The organism is Streptomyces sp. NPDC048255, from assembly GCF_040652415.1.
Classification (GTDB): domain Bacteria; phylum Actinomycetota; class Actinomycetes; order Streptomycetales; family Streptomycetaceae; genus Streptomyces.
On the sequence record NZ_JBEZMA010000012.1, the window covers coordinates 63,377 to 84,577 of the forward strand.

Annotated in this window: 17 protein-coding genes; 7 read left to right on the forward strand and 10 right to left on the reverse strand. The window is 70.8% G+C overall.

The annotated features are described in order from the left end of the window. Positions 1-47 precede the first annotated feature (47 nt). Together AB0D94_RS12965 and AB0D94_RS12970 are read left to right on the forward strand one after the other, a co-directional pair. The gene (locus AB0D94_RS12965) at positions 48-1,181 is read left to right on the forward strand and encodes a hypothetical protein (RefSeq protein WP_362050121.1); all 1,134 of its coding nucleotides are present in this window, start codon (positions 48-50) and stop codon (positions 1,179-1,181) included. Positions 1,182-1,185: 4 nt separating this feature from the next. Then, entirely contained in the window at positions 1,186-2,175 is a 990-nt protein-coding gene (locus AB0D94_RS12970; protein WP_362050124.1) for a COX15/CtaA family protein, read from the forward strand. Positions 2,176-2,185: 10 nt separating this feature from the next. On the opposite strand, the gene AB0D94_RS12975 is transcribed toward AB0D94_RS12970, so the two are convergent. The 3 genes from AB0D94_RS12975 to AB0D94_RS12985 form a co-directional block, all read right to left on the reverse strand. Beyond that, positions 2,186-3,307, reverse strand: coding sequence for an amidohydrolase family protein (locus AB0D94_RS12975; protein ID WP_362050127.1), 1,122 nt, complete (start codon positions 3,305-3,307; stop codon positions 2,186-2,188). Between the two features lie 130 nt (positions 3,308-3,437). Then, positions 3,438-3,788 carry a hypothetical protein gene (locus AB0D94_RS12980; RefSeq protein ID WP_362050130.1) on the reverse strand — a complete coding sequence of 117 codons (351 nt, stop codon included), beginning with the start codon at positions 3,786-3,788 and terminating at the stop codon, positions 3,438-3,440. 24 nt (positions 3,789-3,812) lie between these two features. Then, complete coding sequence (locus AB0D94_RS12985) at positions 3,813-4,760, reverse strand: heme o synthase (RefSeq protein WP_362050133.1); 948 nt, start codon at positions 4,758-4,760, stop codon at positions 3,813-3,815. A gap of 361 nt (positions 4,761-5,121) precedes the next feature. Between AB0D94_RS12985 and tkt the strand changes: the two genes are divergently transcribed. From tkt to pgl, 5 genes are all read left to right on the forward strand, one after another. Beyond that, positions 5,122-7,206, forward strand: coding sequence for a transketolase (tkt, locus tag AB0D94_RS12990; protein WP_362050136.1), 2,085 nt, complete (start codon positions 5,122-5,124; stop codon positions 7,204-7,206). Between the two features lie 34 nt (positions 7,207-7,240). Then, on the forward strand, positions 7,241-8,359 hold the full coding sequence (tal, locus tag AB0D94_RS12995) for a transaldolase (protein WP_362050139.1): 1,119 nt from the start codon (positions 7,241-7,243) through the stop codon (positions 8,357-8,359). Between the two features lie 11 nt (positions 8,360-8,370). Further along, positions 8,371-9,891: a glucose-6-phosphate dehydrogenase gene (zwf, locus tag AB0D94_RS13000; RefSeq protein ID WP_362050142.1), complete on the forward strand. Its 1,521-nt coding sequence runs from the start codon at positions 8,371-8,373 to the stop codon at positions 9,889-9,891. Further along, positions 9,888-10,928: a glucose-6-phosphate dehydrogenase assembly protein OpcA gene (gene opcA, locus AB0D94_RS13005; protein ID WP_362050145.1), complete on the forward strand. Its 1,041-nt coding sequence runs from the start codon at positions 9,888-9,890 to the stop codon at positions 10,926-10,928. The genes zwf and opcA overlap by 4 nt, the downstream gene beginning before the upstream one ends. A gap of 231 nt (positions 10,929-11,159) precedes the next feature. After that, the gene (gene pgl / locus AB0D94_RS13010) at positions 11,160-11,942 is read left to right on the forward strand and encodes a 6-phosphogluconolactonase (RefSeq protein WP_362050148.1); all 783 of its coding nucleotides are present in this window, start codon (positions 11,160-11,162) and stop codon (positions 11,940-11,942) included. A gap of 90 nt (positions 11,943-12,032) precedes the next feature. Here pgl and pgi read toward each other — a convergent pair whose 3' ends face one another. From pgi to AB0D94_RS13045, 7 genes are all read right to left on the reverse strand, one after another. Next, positions 12,033-13,688, reverse strand: a complete 1,656-nt coding sequence (gene pgi / locus AB0D94_RS13015; protein WP_362050352.1) for a glucose-6-phosphate isomerase — start codon at positions 13,686-13,688, stop codon at positions 12,033-12,035. Positions 13,689-13,867: 179 nt separating this feature from the next. Next, entirely contained in the window at positions 13,868-14,203 is a 336-nt protein-coding gene (locus AB0D94_RS13020) for an RNA polymerase-binding protein RbpA (RefSeq protein WP_362050151.1), read from the reverse strand. A gap of 209 nt (positions 14,204-14,412) precedes the next feature. After that, the gene (gene secG, locus AB0D94_RS13025; protein WP_266938906.1) at positions 14,413-14,643 is read right to left on the reverse strand and encodes a preprotein translocase subunit SecG; all 231 of its coding nucleotides are present in this window, start codon (positions 14,641-14,643) and stop codon (positions 14,413-14,415) included. Between the two features lie 143 nt (positions 14,644-14,786). Next, positions 14,787-15,572 (reverse strand): triose-phosphate isomerase, encoded by a 786-nt coding sequence (gene tpiA, locus AB0D94_RS13030; RefSeq protein ID WP_362050154.1) that lies wholly within the window; start codon positions 15,570-15,572, stop codon positions 14,787-14,789. A gap of 6 nt (positions 15,573-15,578) precedes the next feature. Beyond that, positions 15,579-16,799, reverse strand: coding sequence for a phosphoglycerate kinase (locus tag AB0D94_RS13035; protein WP_362050157.1), 1,221 nt, complete (start codon positions 16,797-16,799; stop codon positions 15,579-15,581). 157 nt (positions 16,800-16,956) lie between these two features. Beyond that, positions 16,957-17,961: a type I glyceraldehyde-3-phosphate dehydrogenase gene (gap, locus tag AB0D94_RS13040; protein ID WP_362050160.1), complete on the reverse strand. Its 1,005-nt coding sequence runs from the start codon at positions 17,959-17,961 to the stop codon at positions 16,957-16,959. 231 nt (positions 17,962-18,192) lie between these two features. Further along, positions 18,193-21,162: a M14 family zinc carboxypeptidase gene (locus AB0D94_RS13045; RefSeq protein WP_362050163.1), complete on the reverse strand. Its 2,970-nt coding sequence runs from the start codon at positions 21,160-21,162 to the stop codon at positions 18,193-18,195. Between the last annotated feature and the right edge of the window lie 39 nt (positions 21,163-21,201).

Genomic DNA, 21,201 nt, shown 5'->3' on the forward strand with positions numbered 1-21,201 from the left:
GAACGCCTTCACATGAGGTGCGCGGACCACGACGCCGGGGGGCGGACATGGCGGAGCGAGAGGCCGTTCTTCGGCTGGACGACCAGTGGGCGCGGGTCCGCTCCGGGGCGGCGCACGCCGGGCCCGAGGAGCGCGAGCGGCTGCTGGACGAGCTGATCGGGGCCCTGCGCGCCTGGCCGGCCGACCCCGAGTGCACCGCCCTGCTGGGTCTGCGGCTGGCGGACCGGGCCGCACTGCGCTTCGCCGAGGGGGACCGCGCGACCGCCCTCGCCACGATCGAGGAGGCCCTGCGCAGCGCCGAGCGGGCCGCCCCCTGCGCTCCCGAGTACGCCCGCTGGTACGCCCGCGGGCTGATCAACCACGGGGTGTGGCTGGCCTGGCCGCTGAGCGACGGGGCCCGGCTGCCCAGGCATCCGCTGGGCCCGGCCGCCACGGAGGGACCCAGCGCCATGGAGCGGGCAGCGGGCGAGCGGGCCCGGGACCTGACCCTGGCCGCCGTAGAGGTCTGGGCGGGGCTGGACCAGCACGACGCGGTCAACCGGCGGGGGCTGGCCCAGGCGAAGGTGTTCCTCGGGGACCGGCTCGCGGAGCTGGGCTTCGCCGAGGACGCGCTGGCCTGGGCGGTGGACGCGGAATCGGATTTCCGGCACCTGCTGCTCGCGGACCCCGGCGGGGCGGAGTCCGCGGCGGCCGAGGAGGCCCTCGACCACATCGGCCGCCAGCTGGAACTGCGCCTGCGCTTCCTGGGCTTCGAGTCCCTTGTCAGCCTGCGCTCACGGGGGCTGCTGCCCGAACGGCTGCTGCCCCAGGCCGTGGTGGCCGCCCGGATCCAGGGCGTGGCGGAGCCGGGGATCGCGGCCGGGCTGGGCCTGGAGGCCGAGCAGGTGCGCACGATGCTTGAGGTCACCCCTTGGCGGGCGGTCTGGCGCGTGGAGGTGCGCGGTCCTGACGGACTGTGGAACGTACCGGGCCCTTCCTGGCATGCCGCCGCAGAAGTAAGAAATAGGACAGCTGGCGAGATAGGGGATGAATTGGTGCGCGGATTCTCGGAATCGGCGGACTGCCCCCGTGACGGCGGCCCTTGGCGGATCAGGCTGTGGTGGCACGAGGAAGGCGACCCCGCCGGCGCCCGGTTCCGCCGGGTGATCGGCCCGGACGGACCTGCCGGCACCCCCTCGTGAAACTTTGCACAAGGCTCCGCCTACGATAGGAGCCGTGTTTAACCCCTTCACTTACCTCGCCGCTCGCTGGACTCCGTCACCCCGGACCGTCCGGCGCGCCGCGCTCGCCGCGCTGTTCATGAGCGTGGCCATCGTCGTCACCGGCGGCGCGGTGCGGCTGACCGGATCCGGTCTCGGCTGCGACACCTGGCCCAAGTGCACCGACGACAGCCTGATCGCGACGCCGGCCCAGGGCTTCCACGGAGCGATCGAGTTCGGCAACCGGATGCTGACGTACGTGCTCTGCGCGGCCGTCGGCTGGGTCATCCTGGCGGCCCGCTCGGCCAAGCCCTGGCGCACCGTCCTGACGAAGCTCGGCTGGACCCAGTTCGTCATCGTCATGGCCAACGCCGTGCTCGGCGGCATCACGGTCGTCACGGGCCTCAACCCGTACAGCGTGGCGGGGCACTTCCTGCTCGCCACCGCACTGATCACCGTGACCACCGTCACCTGGCAGCGCACCGCCGAGGGCGACACCGCCCCCCGGCCGCGGGTGCCCGGTCCGGTGCGCAAGCTCTCCTGGGCGATGCTCGCGGCGACCTTCGTACTGATCGCGGCGGGCACGGTCGTCACCGGCTCCGGGCCGCACGCGGGCGACAGCAGCGAGATCAAGCGGATGCCGTTCGACTGGCAGACCACCGCCCACGCGCACGCCGCCGCCGCCTGGCTGGTGTGTGCGCTCGCCGTCGCCATGTGGCTGGTGCTGCGCGTGGTCGACGCCCCCGCCGACACCCGGGCCCGCGCCCGCGACCTGCTGATCGTGCTGCTCGCCCAGGGCGCCGTCGGCTACGTACAGTTCTTCACCGAGCTGCCGGAGGTCCTGGTCGGCGCCCACATGCTCGGCTCGTGCCTGGTGTGGATCGCGGTGCTCCGGCTCGCGCTGAGCCTGCGCGAGCGGCCCTCGGCCCAGGCGGAGGTCCCGGCCCAGGCCGATCCCCGGCTCGCCTCGGTCTGACCGGCGGGGCTCACCCTGCCTCGTCCAGCCGGTAGACGCGGCGGGCGTTGCCCGCCGCGAGCATGGCCGCCACCCGGTCCGCGTCCCGCCAGGACCAGGCCCCGTCCGCGACCCATCCGCTCAGCACCTTGCCGAGCGCCTCGCGGAAGACCAGGGCGCCCACCGCGTGCAGTTCGGGCAGCCGCCCGCCGCCGCTGGAGAACAGCAGCTTCCCGAACGGCGCCAGCTCCAGCAGCTCGGCGAGGACCGCCGCGGCCCCGGCCCCGCTCTGCCCGAGGGCCGCGCCCACGTCGGCGTGGACGTGCGGGAAGACCGCCGCCAGCCGCGCCGCGTGCCGGTGGTACGGGTAGCCGCCGAGCAGCACCACCTGCGTGCCCAGGCCGGCGGTGGCCCGCAGGAAGTCCGCCAGCAGCGCCGGATCGGCCCGGCCGGACCGCAGGCCAGGATCCCCCGGGCCCGTGTGCAGCTGGAGCGGCCGCCCGGACACCGCCGCGCTCCACAGCAGGTGCCGCAGCAGTACGGGGTCCCGTACGGCTCCGCCGCGGGGCCTGCGGGCCAGCCACCGCCCGGCCGCCCCCCGCACCTCGCCGGGACCGGGCGGTTCGGGCGCGAGGGCCAGGCTGGCGGCGTACCCCGGGCCGGTCCCGCAGGTGAAGGCCGCGGCTCCGGCGGCGGCGTCGTGGACCGCGCCGGAGAGATTGGCGAGGAAGGCGGCCACGGTTCCGGAGGTGTCCGCGACCTGCTCGGCCAGTAACTCCAGCCGCACGACCTCGAAGGCCTCGGCGTCCCCGGCCAGCGCCATGTCCTTGGGCCCGGTGAGGTCCCCCGGCGCCCCGGTGTCGACCATGTAGGCGGCGACCCGGGAGCCCCGCAGCAGGCGGCGCGCGGTCTCGGCCACGCCCAGCTCGCGCCGCCGGGCCAGGTAGCGGGCGGGGGCGCAGTGCGGCTCCAGCCCGAGCAGCGGCGGGCACCAGCGGCGCACCGCGAAGCCGGTCTGCGTGTCGAAGAAGGTCGTGCCCGCGGCGGGCGGGCCCGCCGAGTGGACCAGCTGGGTCTCGAAGGTGCCGAGACCCAGCTCGGTACGGAGCACTCCGTGGCAGTACTGGTCCACCAGGGGCGGCGTTTCGATCATCCGGGCATCCCGTTGCGGACGTGAGGAAGGGGCTTCCACACGTCCTAACGGGTGAGCGGGGTGTGAGGTGTTGCTCGCGCTGTTGACCGAGAGGGCACCGCGAGCCGGGCCCTGCCGGGTGTCCGGTGGATCAGGCGGCCGGGTTGGCGGGGCCGCCCAGCTGGATGCCCGCCATGCGCGTCCACTCGTACGGTCCGGTGCGCACCCGTGCGGCCACCTCTCCGTCGAACTCCTCGTGGAGGGTGAGCCCGGCCTTCTCGGCGGCCAGCTCGGCCACCGCGTAGGTCGGGGCCACCAGGTCGCCCCAGGCGCCGTCGGTGCCTACGAGGACGATCCGGGTGCCGGCCTGGCCGATGTGGGCGAGGTGGCCGTCGGCGCCGCCGTGCTGCTTGGCGAACGAGCCGATCTGCTTGGCCAGCTTCGCGGCCGTACGGCCGTGCTTCTTGTCTGTGGTGTCTGCGGTGCCCGCGGTCTCTGCCATGGACGGCATGCTACCGGCGAGTAATCAGCGGAGGAAGGGATCCACGGCCACAGCCACGAAGAGCAGCGACACATAGGTGATCGACCAGTGGAACAGCCGCATCTCCTTGAGCTTCCCGCCCGTCACGCCCGCCTTGGCCCGCGCGTGCAGCGCGTGCGCCTCCCACAGCCACCAGCCGCCGGCCAGCAGGGCGACCGAGGTGTAGAACCAGCCGGTGTACCCCAGCGGGGTCAGCAGCAGCGAGACCGCCACCATCACCCAGCTGTAGAGGACGATCTGGCGCGCCACGACCCTGTTCCCGGCGACGACCGGGAGCATCGGCACGCCGACGCGCGCGTAGTCCTCCTTCACCTTCATCGACAGCGGCCAGTAATGCGGCGGCGTCCAGAAGAAGATGACGAGGAACAGGATGACCGCGGCCCAGGAGACCTCGTTCTTGACGGCCGACCAGCCGATGAGCACCGGCATGCAGCCCGCGATGCCGCCCCAGACGATGTTCTGGGCGGTGCGGCGCTTGAGCAGCATCGTGTAGACCACGACGTAGAAGAGGAGCGCGCCGAGCGCGAGGGCGGCCGACAGCCAGTTGACGAGCAGACCGAAGAACAGGGTGGAGACCACCCCGAGCGTGATGCCGAAGGCCAGGCATTCACGCGGGCTGACCATGCCGGTCACCAGGGGGCGCTGCGCGGTCCGGTCCATCAGCGCGTCGATGTCGCGGTCGATGTACATGTTGAGCGCGTTGGCACCGCCCGCGGACAGGTAGCCGCCGAAGCAGGTCGCGAGGACCAGCCACATCGACGGAACACCCTGCTCGGCGAGGAACATCACCGGCACTGTGGTGATCAGCAGAAGTTCGATGATCCGCGGCTTGGTCAAAGCCACGAAAGCCATGACCCGGGCCCCGAACGGCCGGTGAACGGGGCTCGTCCCGAGCACCCCCGCTGGACGGGATTCGACGGCCGTCACACGCACCCCTGAGAGAGAATCCAGCAAGCTCCGACTCGGACCCTTCACACCATGAAGGCCCGGTAAAGGCTTGCGCGTACCACGCCACTGTAGACGTTGCACTTACGTGGCCCCGCGCGGGGGTCGCTTCGTGTTGGGCCGATCGGACCGCGCGCGGACCGCCGGCCGACCACGGACAAAGGGTGGACGAGCGCACAGGAGGCCGCCTTCCGTCCCCCCGGCAGGCAGGTGAACACGGGCTGCCGACGCAGTGACGGACTGTGGACACTCGAATAGCTGCACGCCCTGGCGGGGGTAGGCTCGGAATCGCAGCCGGTGCACCGTTCGTCACCGGGAACAGACATGTGGAGAGGAGCCCTGACCAACGGTGAGCACCAAGCCGACCACCACAGAGCTCGAGTGGACCGAACTGGACCAGCGGGCCGTCGACACCGCCCGCATCCTGGCCGCTGACGCGGTCCAGAAGGTCGGAAACGGCCACCCCGGTACGGCGATGAGCCTGGCCCCCGCCGCCTACACCCTCTTCCAGAAGGTGATGCGGCACGACCCGGCGGACCCCGAGTGGGTCGGCCGCGACCGCTTCGTGCTCTCCGCTGGGCACTCGTCCCTCACCCTTTACACCCAGCTGTACCTCGGCGGGTTCGGGCTGGAGCTGGACGACCTCAAGGCGTTCCGCACCTGGGGCTCCAAGACCCCCGGTCACCCGGAGTACGGCCACACGGCCGGCGTCGAGACCACCACCGGCCCGCTGGGCCAGGGCATCGCCAACGCGGTGGGCATGGCCATGGCCGCCCGCTACGAGCGCGGTCTGTTCGACCCCGAGGCCCCGCAGGGCTCCTCCCCGTTCGACCACATGATCTACGCGATCGCGGGCGACGGCTGCCTCCAGGAGGGCATCTCGCACGAGGCGTCCGCCCTGGCCGGCCACCAGAAGCTGGGCAACCTCGTCCTGCTGTGGGACGACAACCACATCTCCATCGAGGGCGACACGGAGACGGCCGTCTCCGAGGACACCCTCAAGCGCTACGAGGCGTACGGCTGGCACGTCCAGCGCGTCGAGCAGCAGGAGAACGGCGACCTCGACCCGAAGGCGCTGTTCGAGGCCCTCCAGGCCGCCAAGGCCGAGACCAGCAAGCCGTCGTTCATCGCGGCCCGCTCGATCATCGCCTGGCCCGCCCCGCACGCCCAGAACACCGAGGCCGCGCACGGCTCGGCGCTCGGCGACGACGAGGTCGCGGCCACCAAGCGCGTCCTCGGCTTCGACCCGGAGCAGACCTTCGAGGTCTCCGACGAGGTCATCGCGCACACCCGCAAGGCGCTGGACCGCGGCCGCGAGGCCAAGGCCGCCTGGGAGAAGGACTTCTCCGCCTGGCGCACCGCCAACCCGGAGCGCGCGGCCGAGTTCGACCGCATCAACGCCAACGAGCTGCCCGCGGGCTGGGAGGACGAGCTCCCCGTCTTCGAGGCCGGCAAGGGCGTCGCCACCCGCGCCGCCTCCGGCAAGGTGCTCGGCGCCCTCGGCGCGGTCATCCCGGAGCTGTGGGGCGGCTCGGCCGACCTGGCCGGCTCCAACAACACCACCATCGACAAGGAATCCTCGTTCCTTCCGGTGGGCAACCCGCTGCCGGAGGCCGACCCGTACGGCCGCACCATCCACTTCGGCATCCGCGAGCACGCCATGGCCGCGGCCATGAACGGCATCGCCCTGCACGGCCACACCCGCATCTACGGCGGCACCTTCCTGGTGTTCTCCGACTACATGCGCAACGCCGTCCGCCTGTCCGCGCTGATGCACGTGCCGGTCACCTACGTGTGGACGCACGACTCCGTCGGTCTCGGTGAGGACGGCCCGACCCACCAGCCCGTCGAGCACCTCGCCTCGCTGCGCGCCATCCCGGGCCTGAACCTGGTCCGCCCGGCCGACGCGAACGAGACCGCCATCGCCTGGCGCGAGATCCTCAAGCGCCACACCAAGGTGTTCGGCAAGGGCGCCCCGCACGGCCTGGCGCTCACCCGCCAGGGCGTGCCGACCTACGAGCGCAACGAGGACGCCGCCAAGGGCGGTTACGTGATGTTCGAGGCGGAAGGCGGCGAGCCGCAGGTCGTCCTCATCGGCACCGGCTCCGAGGTGCACCTGGCCGTCGAGGCCCGCGAGCAGCTCCAGGCCGAGGGCATCCCGACCCGCGTGGTCTCGATGCCGTCCGTCGAGTGGTTCGAGGAGCAGGACCAGGCGTACAAGGACAGCGTCCTGCCGCCCTCCGTCAAGGCACGCGTCGCGGTCGAGGCGGGCATCGGCCTGACCTGGCACCGCTACGTCGGCGACGCGGGCCGGATCGTCTCGCTGGAGCACTTCGGTGCCTCGGCCGACGCGAAGGTGCTGTTCCGCGAGTTCGGCTTCACCCCCGAGCGTGTCGCAGCCGCCGCCCACGAGTCCCTCGCCGCCGCGCGCTGACGCGGGTACTACACCAGTAGGAGATGCAATTCCCATGACAGACGCACTCAAGCGCCTCTCCGACGAGGGCGTGGCGATCTGGCTGGACGACCTGTCCCGCAAGCGCATCACGTCCGGCAACCTGGCGGAGCTCATCGACCAGTCGCACGTGGTCGGTGTCACCACCAACCCGGCGATCTTCCAGAAGGCCATCAGCGGCGGCGAGGGGTACGAGCAGCAGCTCACCGACCTCGCGACCCGCAAGGTGACCGTGGAAGAGGCCCTGCGCATGATCACGACGGCGGACGTCCGCGACGCCGCCGACATCCTGCGCCCGGTCTACGACCGCACCGACGGCCAGGACGGCCGCGTGTCGATCGAGGTCGACCCGCGCCTGGCCCACAACACCCCGGCGACCATCGCCGAGGCCAAGCAGCTGGCCTGGCTGGTGGACCGCCCGAACACGCTCATCAAGATCCCGGCGACCAAGGCCGGCCTGCCGGCGATCACCGAGGTCATCGGCAAGGGCATCAGCGTCAACGTCACGCTGATCTTCTCGCTGGAGCGCTACCGCGAGGTCATGGACGCGTACCTGGCGGGTCTGGAGAAGGCCAAGGCCGCCGGCCTGGACCTCTCGCTGATCCACTCGGTCGCCTCCTTCTTCGTGTCCCGCGTGGACAGCGAGATCGACAAGCGCCTGGACGCCGTCGGCACCGACGAGGCCAAGGCCCTCAAGGGCAAGGCGGCGCTCGCCAACGCCCGGCTGGCCTACGAGGCGTACGAGGAGGTCTTCTCCTCGGACCGCTGGGCCGCCCTGGAGCGCGTCGGCGCCAACAAGCAGCGTCCGCTGTGGGCCTCGACGGGCGTCAAGGACCCGGCGTACAAGGACACCCTGTACGTGGACGACCTGGTCGCCCCGAACACGGTGAACACCATGCCGGAGGCCACCCTGGAGGCCGCCGCCGACCACGGCCGGATCACGGGTGACACCGTGCGCGGCAGCTACGGGCAGGCGCGCGCCGAGCTCGACGCGGTCGCGAAGCTGGGCATTTCGTACGACGATGTGGTGCAGCTGCTCGAGGACGAGGGCGTCGAGAAGTTCGAGGCGTCCTGGAACGACCTGCTGAAGTCGACCGAGGCGGAGCTTGAGCGCCTCGCCCCCACGGAGGCCTGAACACTTTGTCTGTGAACGGAGCGAACCCGCTTCGTGACGCACAGGACCGGCGGCTCCCGCGTATCGCGGGGCCGTCCGGCCTGGTCATTTTCGGCGTTACGGGTGACCTGTCGCGCAAGAAGCTGATGCCCGCCGTCTACGACCTGGCGAACCGGGGCCTGCTCCCGCCGGGCTTCTCGCTGATCGGCTTCGCCCGCCGGGAGTGGGAGCACGAGGACTTCGCGACGGAGGTGTACGAGGCCGTCAAGCAGCACTCGCGCACGCCGTTCCGCGAGGAGGTCTGGCAGCAGCTGGTGCAGGGCTGCCGGTTCGTCCAGGGCGACTTCGACGACGACGCGGCCTTCGAGACCCTGAAGGCCACCATCGAGGAGCTGGACAAGGCACAGGGCACAGGCGGCAACTTCGCCTTCTACCTGTCGGTCCCGCCCAAGTTCTTCCCCAAGGTGGTCCAGCAGCTCAAGGACCACGGTCTGGCCCAGAAGGAGGGCTCCTGGCGGCGCGCCGTCATCGAGAAGCCCTTCGGCCACGACCTGAAGAGCGCCGAGGAGCTCAACAAGGTCGTCCACGAGGTCTTCCCCCGTGACGAGGTCTTCCGGATCGACCACTACCTCGGCAAGGAGACCGTCCAGAACATCCTGGCGCTCCGCTTCGCCAACACCATGTTCGAGCCGATCTGGAACCGGTCGTACGTCGACCACGTACAGATCACCATGGCCGAGGACATCGGCATCGGCGGCCGGGCCGGCTACTACGACGGCATCGGCGCGGCCCGTGACGTCATCCAGAACCACCTGCTCCAGCTGCTCGCGCTCACCGCGATGGAGGAGCCCGGCTCCTTCCACCCGAAGGCGCTGGTGGCCGAGAAGCTCAAGGTGCTGACCGCCGTGGAGCTGCCCGAGGACCTGGGCAAGCACACCGTGCGCGGCCAGTACTCGGCGGCCTGGCAGGGCGGCGAGAAGGTCGTCGGGTACCTCGAAGAGGACGGTATCGACCCCAAGTCGAAGACCGACACCTACGCGGCCATCCGCCTGGAGATCAACAACCGCCGCTGGGCGGGCGTCCCGTTCTACCTGCGGACCGGCAAGCGCCTGGGCCGCCGGGTGACCGAGATCGCGGTGGTCTTCAAGCGGGCCCCGTACCTGCCGTTCGAGTCCGGCGCGACCGAGGAGCTCGGGCAGAACGCCCTGGTCATCCGGGTCCAGCCGGACGAGGGCGTGACCGTCCGCTTCGGCTCCAAGGTTCCGGGCACCTCCATGGAGGTCCGGGACGTCACGATGGACTTCGCCTACGGCGAGTCCTTCACGGAGTCGAGCCCCGAGGCGTACGAGCGGCTCATCCTCGACGTGCTCCTCGGCGACGCGAACCTCTTCCCGCGCCACCAGGAAGTGGAGCTGTCCTGGAACATCCTCGACCCGATCGAGGAGTACTGGGACAAGCACGGCAAGCCCGCGCAGTACCCGGCGGGCACCTGGGGACCGGTCGAGGCGGACGAGATGCTCGCACGAGACGGACGGAGCTGGCGCCGGCCATGAAGATCGACCTCACGGAGACCACCTCCAGCAAGATCAACGCGGCGATGGTGCAGGCGCGCCGGGACATCGGCACGCCGGCCATCGGCATGGTGCTCACGCTGGTGATCGTGACCGACGAGGAGAACGCGTACGACGCGCTCAAGTCGGCGAACGACGCGTCCCACGAGCACCCCTCGCGGATCATCGTCGTCATCAAGCGGGTCAGCCGCTCGCCGCGCAGCCGCCGCGACGCCCGTCTCGACGCGGAGATCCGCGTCGGGGCGGACTCCGGCAGCGGTGAGACGGTGGTCCTCCGCCTGCACGGCGAACTGGTCGACCACGCCCAGTCGGTGGTGCTCCCGCTGCTCCTGCCGGACGCCCCCGTGGTCGTCTGGTGGCCGGACGGTGCTCCCTCGGACCTGGCGGGCGACCCCCTGGGGGCGCTGGGCCAGCGCCGGATCACGGACACGTACTCCTGCGAGGAACCGGTCGGGGCCCTCGGCAAGCGGGCCGCGGCGTACGCCCCCGGGGACACGGACCTGTCCTGGACCCGGATCACCCCGTGGCGCTCCATGCTGGCGGCGGCCCTGGACCAGCAGACCGTCTCCGTCCGCTCCGCGATCGTCGAGGGCGAGGACGAGAACCCGAGCTGCGAACTGCTGGCCATGTGGCTGGCGGACCGGCTCCAGGTCCCCGTCAAGCGCACCCTGTCCTCCGGCCCGGGCCTCACGGCCGTACGGCTGGAGACCAAGGAGGGCGAGATCGTCCTGGACCGCGCGGACGGGGCACTGGCCACGCTGTGCATGCCGGGCCAGCCCGACCGTGCGGTGGCGCTCAAGCGCCGCGACACGGCCGAGCTCCTGGCGGAGGAGCTGCGCCGGCTGGACCCGGACAACACGTACGAGTCCGCGCTGAAGTTCGGCGTCGCGAAGCTGGCGGCACAGGCCCCCGAGGCCGTGGAGGCTCCCGCCAAGGCGAAGCCGAAGGCCGAGGCGGAAGCCCCGGCCGCGAAGCCCGCGCCGGCTCCGAAGCCGGACAAGAAGGCCGCACCCAAGTAACCGGGCCCTGCGGGGCTTTCCCCCACCCACCCTTTCGCCGTCTCCTGGGGCTCCGCCCCAGACCCCGCGCCTCAAACGCCGGTGGGGCTGAATTCTTCAGCCCGTCCGGCGTTTGAGGACCGGGTCCGGGCGGAGCCCGGTTTCGGGAAGGGGCGGGGTGGGGGAGGCCCCGCGCAGCGGCACCCCGCACCACCCGCACCCGCACTACCGAGAAGGCGGCAGCCAATGGGTATGACGACTCCCCAGGTCGTCGTCCACCGGGACAAGGAGCTGATGGCCCAGGCCGCGGCGGCCCGGCTCATCACGAAGATCGTCGACGCCCAGGCCGCCCGCGGCAGCGCCTCCGTGGTCCTCACCGGCGGCCGCAACGGCAACGGGCTCCTCGCGGCGCTCGCCGCCGCCCCGGCCCGCGACGCGGTGGACTGGTCCCGGCTGGACCTGTGGTGGGGCGACGAGCGGTACGTCCCCGCCGACGACCCCGAGCGCAACCACGTGCAGGCCCGCGCGGCCCTCCTGGACTCCGTCCCGGTGGACCCCGCGCGCGTGCACGCCATGCCCGCCTCGGACGGCCCGTACGGGGCCGACGTGGACGCGGCGGCCGCGGCGTACGCGGCGGAACTGCTGAAGGCAGCCAACCCGGAGGACCACGGTCCGGTCCCCCGTTTCGACGTGCTCATGCTCGGCGTCGGCCCTGACACCCATGTGGCGTCCCTCTTCCCCGAGCACCCGGCGGCCCGCGAGAGCGAGCGCACGGTGGTCGGTGTCCACGGCGCCCCGAAGCCCCCGCCCACCCGGATCTCGCTGACGCTCCCGGCCATCCGGGCGGCGCGCGAGGTCTGGCTGCTGGCGGCGGGCGAGGACAAGGCCGGAGCGGTGGCCATCGCCCTCGGCGGCGCGGGCGAGGTCCAGGCCCCGGCCGCGGCAGCCTACGGCCGTGCCCGCACCCTGTGGCTCCTGGACCGCGCCGCGGCGGCCCGGCTCCCGTCGGACATGTACCCGCCGGCCTCGTCCTGACCCGGGACGAAGCGCCCCGCACCGGAAGGTGCGGGGCGCTTCGTCATACCTGCCGTTCCACGGCCTCAGCCGGCGGCCTCGACTGCGGCCTCAGCCCCGGCCGCGCAGCTCGCGGTACGTGGCCACCAGGGCCTTCGTCGAAGCGTCCAGGCCCGGTACGTCCGCGCCCTCCGCCAGGGCGGGCTCGATCCGCTTGGCGAGCACCTTGCCGAGCTCCACGCCCCACTGGTCGAAGGAGTCGATGTTCCAGACCGCGCCCTGGACGAACACCTTGTGCTCGTACAGCGCGATCAGCTGGCCGAGCACCGCCGGGGTGAGCTCGCCGGCCAGGATCGTGGTCGTCGGGTGGTTGCCCCGGAAGGTCTTGTGCGGGACCAGCGGCTCCGGGACGCCCTCCGCCCGCACCTCGTCCGCCGTCTTGCCGAAGGCAAGCGCCTGCGTCTGGGCGAAGAAGTTCGCCATCAGCAGGTCGTGCTGGGCCGCCAGCGGCGGCGACAGCTCGGCCACCGGCCGGGCGAAGCCGATGAAGTCCGCGGGGATCATCCGGGTCCCCTGGTGGATCAGCTGGTAGTAGGCGTGCTGCCCGTTGGTGCCGGGCGTGCCCCACACCACCGGGCCCGTCTGCCACTCCACCGGATCGCCGTCGCGGTCCACGGACTTGCCGTTGGACTCCATGTCCAGCTGCTGCAAGTAGGCCGTGAAGCGCGACAGGTAGTGGCTGTACGGGAGGACGGCGTGCGACTGAGCGTCGAAGAAGGCGCTGTACCAGATCCCCAACAGGCCCAGCAGGAGCGGGGCGTTCTCCTCCGGCGGCGCCGTGCGGAAGTGCCGGTCCATCGCGTGGAAGCCGCCCAGCAGCTCCCGGAAGGCGTCCGGACCGATCGCGATCATCAGGGAGAGCCCGATGGCCGAGTCGAAGGAGTAGCGTCCGCCGACCCAGTCCCAGAACTCGAACATGTTGGCCGGATCGATGCCGAATCCGGTGACCTTCTCGGCGTTGGTCGACAGCGCCACGAAGTGCCGTGCCACGGCCTGCGTGTCGCCGCCGAGACCGGCGAGCAGCCATGCGCGCGCCGATTCGGCGTTGGTGATGGTCTCGATGGTGGTGAAGGTCTTGGACGCGATGATGAAGAGGGTCCGGGCCGGGTCCAGGTCCCGCAGCGCCTCGTGCAGGTCCGCGCCGTCCACGTTCGAGACGAAGCGCAGGGTCAGCCCGCGGTCGGTGAAGGCGCGCAGCGCCTCGTACGCCATCGCCGGTCCCAGGTCGGAGCCGCCGATGCCGATGTTGACGACGTTCGTGATGCGCTCGCCGGTGAAGCCGGTCCACTCCCCCGACCTGACGCGGTCGGCGAAGGCGGCCATCTTGTCGAGGACGGCGTGCACGCCGGGGACGACGTTCTCGCCGTCCACCTCGATGACCGCGTCCCCCGGCGCGCGCAGGGCGGTGTGCAGGACCGCCCTGTCCTCCGTCGTGTTGATCTTCTCGCCGCGGAACATCGCCTCGCGCAGCTCCGCCACGCCCGTGGCCGCCGCCAGTTCGCGCAGCAGCTCCAGCGTCTCGTCGGTGACCAGGTGCTTCGAGTAGTCGATGTGCAGGTCCCCGACCCGCAGGGTGTAACCGGTGCCGCGGCCCGGATGGGCCTCGAACAGCTCCCGCAGATGCGTCTGCCCGAACTCCTCCCGGTGCTTGCCCAGTGCCTGCCACTGCGGCGTCCGGTTGAGCTTCGTACGTCCCTCTGCGTTCATCTCCGACATAAACCCACTTCTTCCGTCCTGTCGTGCCCCGCCGGGCTCCAACTTAAGGGATCGGAAGCGGCTGTGCCGTAGCGGCACATTCGGCCGGGTCACCTGTGAAAAGGGCCCGGTCCCACAGGAAGGTGATTCCTGCGGGACCGGGCCCCAAGTCACGTGCTCGCCGGGTGGATTCAGATCTCGCCGCGGAGTTTGGCGAGCGCCTCCGCGAGGATGGCCTCGCCGTCGGCGTCCGTGCGCCGCTCCCGTACGTAGGCCAAGTGGGTCTTGTACGGCTCGGTGCGGGGTGGCGCCGGCGGGTTGTCCCGGTCCTGGCCGGCCGGGAACCCGCAGCGCGGGCAGTCCCAGTTGTCCGGCACAGTTGCGTCGCTGGCGAAGCTCGGCTGCGTCTCGTGCCCGTTCGAGCACCAGAAGGAGATGCGCAGGCGGGGCGCGGACTCGCCGCGCTCGGCCTCGCCCATCGGCCCCGCTCCGACCCGGCTACCACGGATCGCGTTGCCACTTGCCACGGTCGTAACTCCCTGCGTGATGGTGCCGCAAAGCGTGAGTGGAATGTCCGCTGCGGGCGCCCGGTCTACGTACGGCCCAACTCGCTTGCAGCGAAAGGAGGGACCGACCCCGCAGGGGCGGGGGACGGAGTTACTTGTTCCGCGACCGGGTGCCGACCCTCATGATAGGCCGGGCGGAGCCGACCGGTCCGCCGGAATGGCCAGAACGGTCAGCTGCTCGTCTTCATCAGCAGGCCGAGGGCGACGATGCACGCGAACCACAGCAGACCGACGACGACGGTGATCCGGTCCAGGTTGCGCTCCGCGACGGAGGATCCGCCGACCGAGGACTGCATGCCGCCGCCGAACATGTCGGAAAGGCCGCCGCCCTTGCCCTTGTGCATCAGCACGAGCAGCATCAGCAGGGCGCTGAAGACGATCAGGGCGATCGAGAACCCCATAATCACGGCTGATTCCTACTTTCTGGCTTTTCTGGCTTTCCGGCATTGCTGGGAAGTGCACGGGGGCCAGTGGCTGGTGGTTCAGCCTCCTGGCCCCCGCAAGGGTACGACGGATCCGTCCTACCGCATACTCACTGCAGCTCTCACTGGTCGCGGAAGCGGACGATCTTGACGAACTCGTCCACGTCCAGCGCCGCGCCGCCGATCAGGGCGCCGTCGACGTCGGGCTGGGCCATGATCGCCGCGATGTTCCCGGACTTGACCGAGCCGCCGTACTGGATGCGGACCTTGTCGGCGAGCTCCTGGGAGTACAGCTCGGCGAGGCGGCCGCGGATCGCCCCGCAGACCTCCTGGGCGTCCTCGGGGGTGGCGACCTCGCCGGTCCCGATCGCCCAGACGGGCTCGTACGCGATCACGATGGACTCGACCTGCTCGGCCGGGACGTCCTTGAGGCCGCCGTCGACCTGGCTCAGGGTGTGCGGGACCTGCTGGCCGGCCTTGCGGACGTCCAGGCCCTCGCCGACGCACAGGATCGGGGTGATCCCGTGCCGGTACGCGGCCTTGACCTTGGCGTTGCAGACCTCGTCGGACTCGGCGTGGTACTGGCGGCGCTCGCTGTGGCCGACGGCCACGAACGTGCACTTCAGCTTCGCGAGCATCGAACCGGAGATCTCGCCGGTGTAGGCACCGGAGTCCTGCGCCGAGAGGTCCTGGGCGCCGTACTTGATCTTCAGCTTGTCGCCGTCGACCAGCGTCTGCACCGAGCGCAGGTCGGTGAAGGGAGGCAGGACGGCGACGTCGACGGCGTCGTAGTCCTTGTCGGTGAGCGCGAAGGCGAGCTTCTGGACGTGGGCGATGGCCTCGAGGTGGTTGAGGTTCATCTTCCAGTTGCCCGCCATGAGCGGGGTGCGGGTGTCAGCAGCAGACATGGGGGTTCAGCCCTCCAGGGCGGCGAGACCGGGGAGCGTCTTGCCCTCGAGGTATTCGAGGGAGGCGCCGCCACCGGTGGAAATGTGGCCGAATGCGTTCTCGTCGAAGCCCAGGATGCGGACTGCGGCAGCGCTGTCGCCACCGCCGACGACGGTGAAGGCGCTGCTGTCGACGAGGGCCTGCGCGATGGCGGTGGTACCACCCGCGTAGTCGGGGTGCTCGAAGACGCCGACGGGGCCGTTCCAGAAGACGGTCTTGGCATCGGCGATCTTCGACGCGTAGAGCTCGCGCGTCTTCGGGCCGATGTCCAGGCCCTCCTTGGTCTTCGGGATCGCGGTGGCCGCGACGGTCTCGAAGTCCGCGGGGGCCTTGGTCTTCAGGTCCGGGAAGTCCGCGGAGACCAGGACGTCGACCGGGAGGACCAGCTCCACGCCGGTCTCCTCGGCACGCTTCATGTACTCCTTGACGACGTCCACCTGGTCCTTCTGGAGCAGGGAGATGCCGACCTCGTAGCCCTTGGCGTAGAGGAAGGTGTACGCCATGCCGCCGCCGATGAGGATGCGGTCGGCCTTGCCGAGGAGCTGGTCGATCACGGCGAGCTTGTCGGAGACCTTGGCGCCGCCGAGGACCACGACGTACGGGCGCTCGACCTCGTCGGTCAGCTTCTTCAGGACGCCGACCTCGGTGGCGATGAGGTAGCCGGCCACGTGCGGGAGGCGCGCGGGCAGGTCGAAGACCGAGGCGTGCTTGCGGTGGACCGCGCCGAAGCCGTCGCCGACGTAGACGTCGGCCAGCTCGGCGAGCTGGTCCGCGAAGGCTCCGCGCTCGGCGTCGTCCTTCGAGGTCTCGCCCGCGTTGAAGCGCAGGTTCTCGATGACGGCGACCTGGCCGTCGGTGAGGGCGGCCACGGTCTCCTTGGCGGAGGCGCCGACGGTGTCGGTGGCGAACGCCACCTGCGCACCGAGCAGCTCGCCGAGCCGCGCGGCGGCCGGCGCCAGGGAGAACTCCGGCTCGACGCCCGTGCCCTTGGGACGGCCCAGGTGCGAGGCGACGACCACGCGGGCGCCGGCTTCGGCGAGCTTCGCGACGGTCGGCTGGACCGCGCGGATGCGGCCGTCGTCGGTGATGGTGGTGGTGCCCTTGGCGAACGGGACGTTGAGGTCCGCGCGGACGAAGACCCGCTTGCCCTTGACGCCCTCGGCGAGCAGTTCGTCGATCGTCTTCATGTGTTTCTACTCCTTGTCAGCCCTTCACCCTAAGGGCGAGGAAGGGAGAACGAGACAAGCAACAGGGCCCGTGCGGCGCTTCGTCGCGCTGCCCGGACCCTGTGCTCACATCGTGTTGCCTTGCCTTAGACCTCGTACGTTGTGGAGCCTGGCGACCTTAGAGCTGGCCACCGACGAAGACCGTGAGGTCGACGAGGCGGTTGGAGTAGCCCCACTCGTTGTCGTACCAGCCGATGACCTTGACCTGCTTGCCCTGGACCATGGTCAGGGTGGAGTCGAAGGTGCAGGAGAACGGCCAGTTCACGATGTCGGAGGAGACGATCGCGTCCTCGGTGTAGTCCAGGATGCCCTTGAGCTGACCCTCGGAGGCCTTCTGGAACGCGGCGTTGACCTCGTCCTTGGTGACCTCGCGCTCCAGCTCGATGACCAGGTCGGTCACGGAGCCGGTCGGGACCGGGACGCGCATCGCGATGCCGTCGAGCTTGCCCGCCAGCTCCGGGATGACCAGCGCGGTGGCCTTGGCGGCACCGGTGGTCGTCGGGATGATGTTCTCGGCGGCGGCGCGGGCGCGGCGCAGGTCCGAGTGCGGGAAGTCCAGGATCCGCTGGTCGTTCGTGTAGGCGTGGACCGTGGTCATCATGCCCTTGACGATGCCGAAGTTCTCCAGGAGGACCTTGGCCATCGGCGCCACGCAGTTGGTGGTGCAGGAGGCGTTGGAGATGACGTGGTGGTTGGCCGCGTCGTACTTGTCCTGGTTGACGCCCATCACGATGGTGATGTCCTCGTCCTTGGCCGGAGCCGAGATGAGGACCTTCTTCGCGCCCGCGGCGATGTGCTTGGCGGCGTCGGCCTTCTTGGTGAAGATGCCGGTCGACTCGATGACGATGTCGGCGCCCAGCTCGCCCCACGGGAGGTTCGCGGGGTCACGCTCGGCGAAGGTCTTGAAGGTGTTGCCGCCGACGGTGATGGTGTCGTCGGTGTGGGAGACCTCTGCCTTGAGGCGGCCCAGGATGGTGTCGTACTTGAGCAGGTGCACCAGAGTGGCGTTGTCAGTCAGGTCGTTGACACCGACGATCTCGATGTCCGCTCCCTGCTCAAGGAGCGCCCGGAAGTAGTTGCGGCCAATTCGGCCAAAACCGTTGATGCCTACGCGGATCGTCACGAACCGATCTCCTCGTTGGTGCGCCGGTAAGTGCGCCGGCGAGCTGTATGGGATGTCCCCGACCGCTTACGACCCTACCTCTCCGTGAGCTTCGGAGTGACATCGGTCGGGGCCTGACACTCCCCCTGCTTCGCTGGGGGACCCCCGCTCAGCCCGTGCCGGGCACGCCGGCACGGGACCTCGGGGACCTTGTGCCCCGTCACTCAGAGTGAGCGCCGGGAAGGCCGCTGATCAGCGGTTCAGTGCCTTGAGCGCCTTACCGACGAGTAGGGCGCGGTCTCCGGCAGCCGGCAGGTGCTCCAGCCCGAAGCCCAGCAGGACGGTGTCACGCGTAGTCACCGACGCGTAGGACTTGAAGAGCTCCCCGGACCGGGACCAGTCGCCCGCGACGTCGGGACTTCCGGCAGGTGCCCCCTGGGCCGCCCAGGAGCCGAGGCCCGTCTCGAAGCCCTCCACCGCCTGGTCGGCTCCGCCCACGTTCAGGCGCGCCTCGTCGGCGAAGACCCCGCGGCCGCCCGAGCCCGGGTCGGTGACGTAGGAGAGCGAGACCTCGACGCTCTTGCCGGCGTAGGCGCTCAGGTCGAAGGAGACCTGCTTCCAGCCGCCGGAGGAGCCGGTGAAGCTGTTCCAGGCGCCGCTGGTGCCCCGCGGGGTGCAGCCGGCGCCGTCCAGGGTGAGGTAGCGGCCCAGGAAGGGGTGGCCGTTCATGAAGAACCCGGCCGCGCACTCCTCGGGAACCGTGGTGGCGCTCAGGCCGCCCGCGTCGGGCAGCGTGGTCCAGTCGTCCCCGCCGGCCGTACGGGCCTCCAGGAGGGCGTGGTCGTAGCCCTCCTCGGTGTTCCAGTTCAGGGCCATCTTGAGCTGCGGCTTGTCGGCGGCGCTGACCCCGGTGAGGTCGATGGTGCGGACCAGCCGCTTCCAGTCGTCGTCGGTGTGGAGCGCCGAGGCCATCCCGGCCCCGGCGTGGGGGGCGTACGGGTTCACGACACCCGCGTACAGACCCGCCTGCGCGCTCTTGAACTGCGGGAACCCGGCGGGGTCCAGGGTCTCGGAGGTCACGGTGTAGGAGCCGGGGGCGTTCAGCGGGTTGCCCGCGGCGTCCCCGAGGCCGCCCTGGGCCCCGGCGAGGATGCCCGCGCCGGTGAAGCCGGTGGCGCCGCTGCCGCTCGTACGGCCGAAGGCGCCGAGCCAGTACTGGCTGAAGTCGTTGGTCACGGCGCGGCCGACCTGGGCGTTGCCGCCCGCCAGCTCACCGGCCTCGATCAGCTTGCCGCCCTCGTTGAGGAAGTCGCGCACCGCCAGCTGGGTGTCGCCTCCGGGGGTCTTGGCCCCCGTGTAGTGGACGGCGGTGCGGAAGTGGGAGAGCACCCCGAGGTGGTGCGGGGTCCCCTGGGTGGCGACGTCCCAGACCGCCGCGGACTTCCCGTTGGCGCGCAGGGCGTCCACGTACGTCCGGGCGTGCTGGGCCGGGGCCCCCTCCTCCGCGATCACCAGGACGTCGGCGCGCGGCCGCTCGGCGACCGTGTACGTGAAGTGCTCGCTGGAGACCTGCTTGCCGGAGCGGTCGCGGCCGGTGAACCAGACCTCGACCTTGTCGCCGGGCTCGGCGCCGTCCACCTCGGCGCGGTACTCGTCGAACCAGTTGTTGTCCTCGCCGCCGTAGACGTCACCGCCCTTCCATGCCTTGAGTTCCTCGTCGTGCGTACGGCCGCCGTTGATGCGGAAGTTGAGCTCCTTGTCCCGCAGCGACTTGCGGGCCGTGACGGAGACCTCCTGGTCCTGGCCGCGGGCGGCGTAGGAGGTGGCGAAGGGGTCCGTGGTGAAGTCCGCGGCGCTCAGGCCCACGGAGGAGGCCGGCTGGTCCGGGCGCGCGGCGCTCTCGCCGACGGACAGCGCGAAGGAGACGTTCTTGGCGAACTCCGCCTGGATCAGCTTCTCGTCGTCCGGGAAGTTGAAGCCGGAGGCGCAGTCCTCGGGCTTCCACCGGTCGTCCGGATCGATCTGCGAGGCCGTCTGACAGGTGGTCATCTCCGGCGTGAACATCATGATGCCGTTGACGTTGGAGGCGTGCCCGTCGGCCTCGCCGTTGGTGGTGTAGAGCTCGGAGGACACCTGCGGGTAGTAGCCCGGGACCGCCGGGTTCTCCGGGGTGCCGGCGAGCGCCTTGTAGGCGACGTCGTCGGGGGTCGGGGTGGCCACCTGCCAGCCCACGCCGTAGAGGATCAGTTCCGCGGCGGAGTGGTAGTTGACGGCGTACTCGAAGCCGATGCGCTTCTGGAAGCGGTCGAGGGCGACGGTCTCCGGCTCGGACTGGGCCTTGGCACCGCGGAAGGTCTCGCTCGCGGGGCTGGGGGAGGAACCCTCGTTGTCGTAACCCCACTTGTAGGCGAAGTTCCGGTTGAGGTCGACCCCGTCGGCGGAGGTGGTCCTGCCGTCCCCGTCGTTGTCGCGCAGGTTCTTGCGCCACAGCCGCCGGCCGTCGGGGGCGTGCGTGTAGTCGTACCCGTCGGGGTTGGCGGAGAGCAGGAACCACAGCTCGGTGGAGTCCACCAGCCAGGTGATCCGCGGGTCCTTGCCGTAGTTGTCGAGCGTGTGGTGCATCAGCCGCCGGGTCATCTCCGGGGTGATCCACTCGCGCGCGTGCTGGTTGGACATGTACAGCACGGACGGCTTGTCGCCGTCCTTGGACTTCCTGGCGTTCTTGGTGACCTTGAGGGCGAGGATGTCCTTGCCCTGGACGGTCTTGCCGATGGAGACGACCTTGGTGAGCGCCTGGTGGGACTGGGCCGTCCGCAGGATCTCCTCCTGGAGGCCGCCCTTGCCGCTGTACGGGCGGAAGACCCCGTCGCCGGCGGCCTGGGAGCGGGCCGCCGCACCGGCCGGGACCTTGCGTTCGGCGAGCTTGACTCCCTGGGCCGCGAGTTCCCCGGCCTGGCCCCCGGTGAGGAAGAGCTCGACGCGGGCGGTCCCGGTCTCCGGGGCGCGTTCGGAGAGCTCGTGGGCGTCCTGTCCGGCGGCCAGGACGAGCGGGACCTGTTCCTTGGTGATGTCGGCGTCGTAGACCCGGACCTCGTCGGCGGCCGCCGCTGCGGTGGCGCCCGCGGAGGCGGGCTGGGACTGTGCCGCGGCGGGTAGCGCGGCGAGTGTGGTTCCGAAGACGAGTGCGCTTGCGGCGAGGATCGATCTCGCGCGGTGCCTCATGTGCCCCCCTGGGCGTCGTCTGCCACGAAAGCTTCGGAC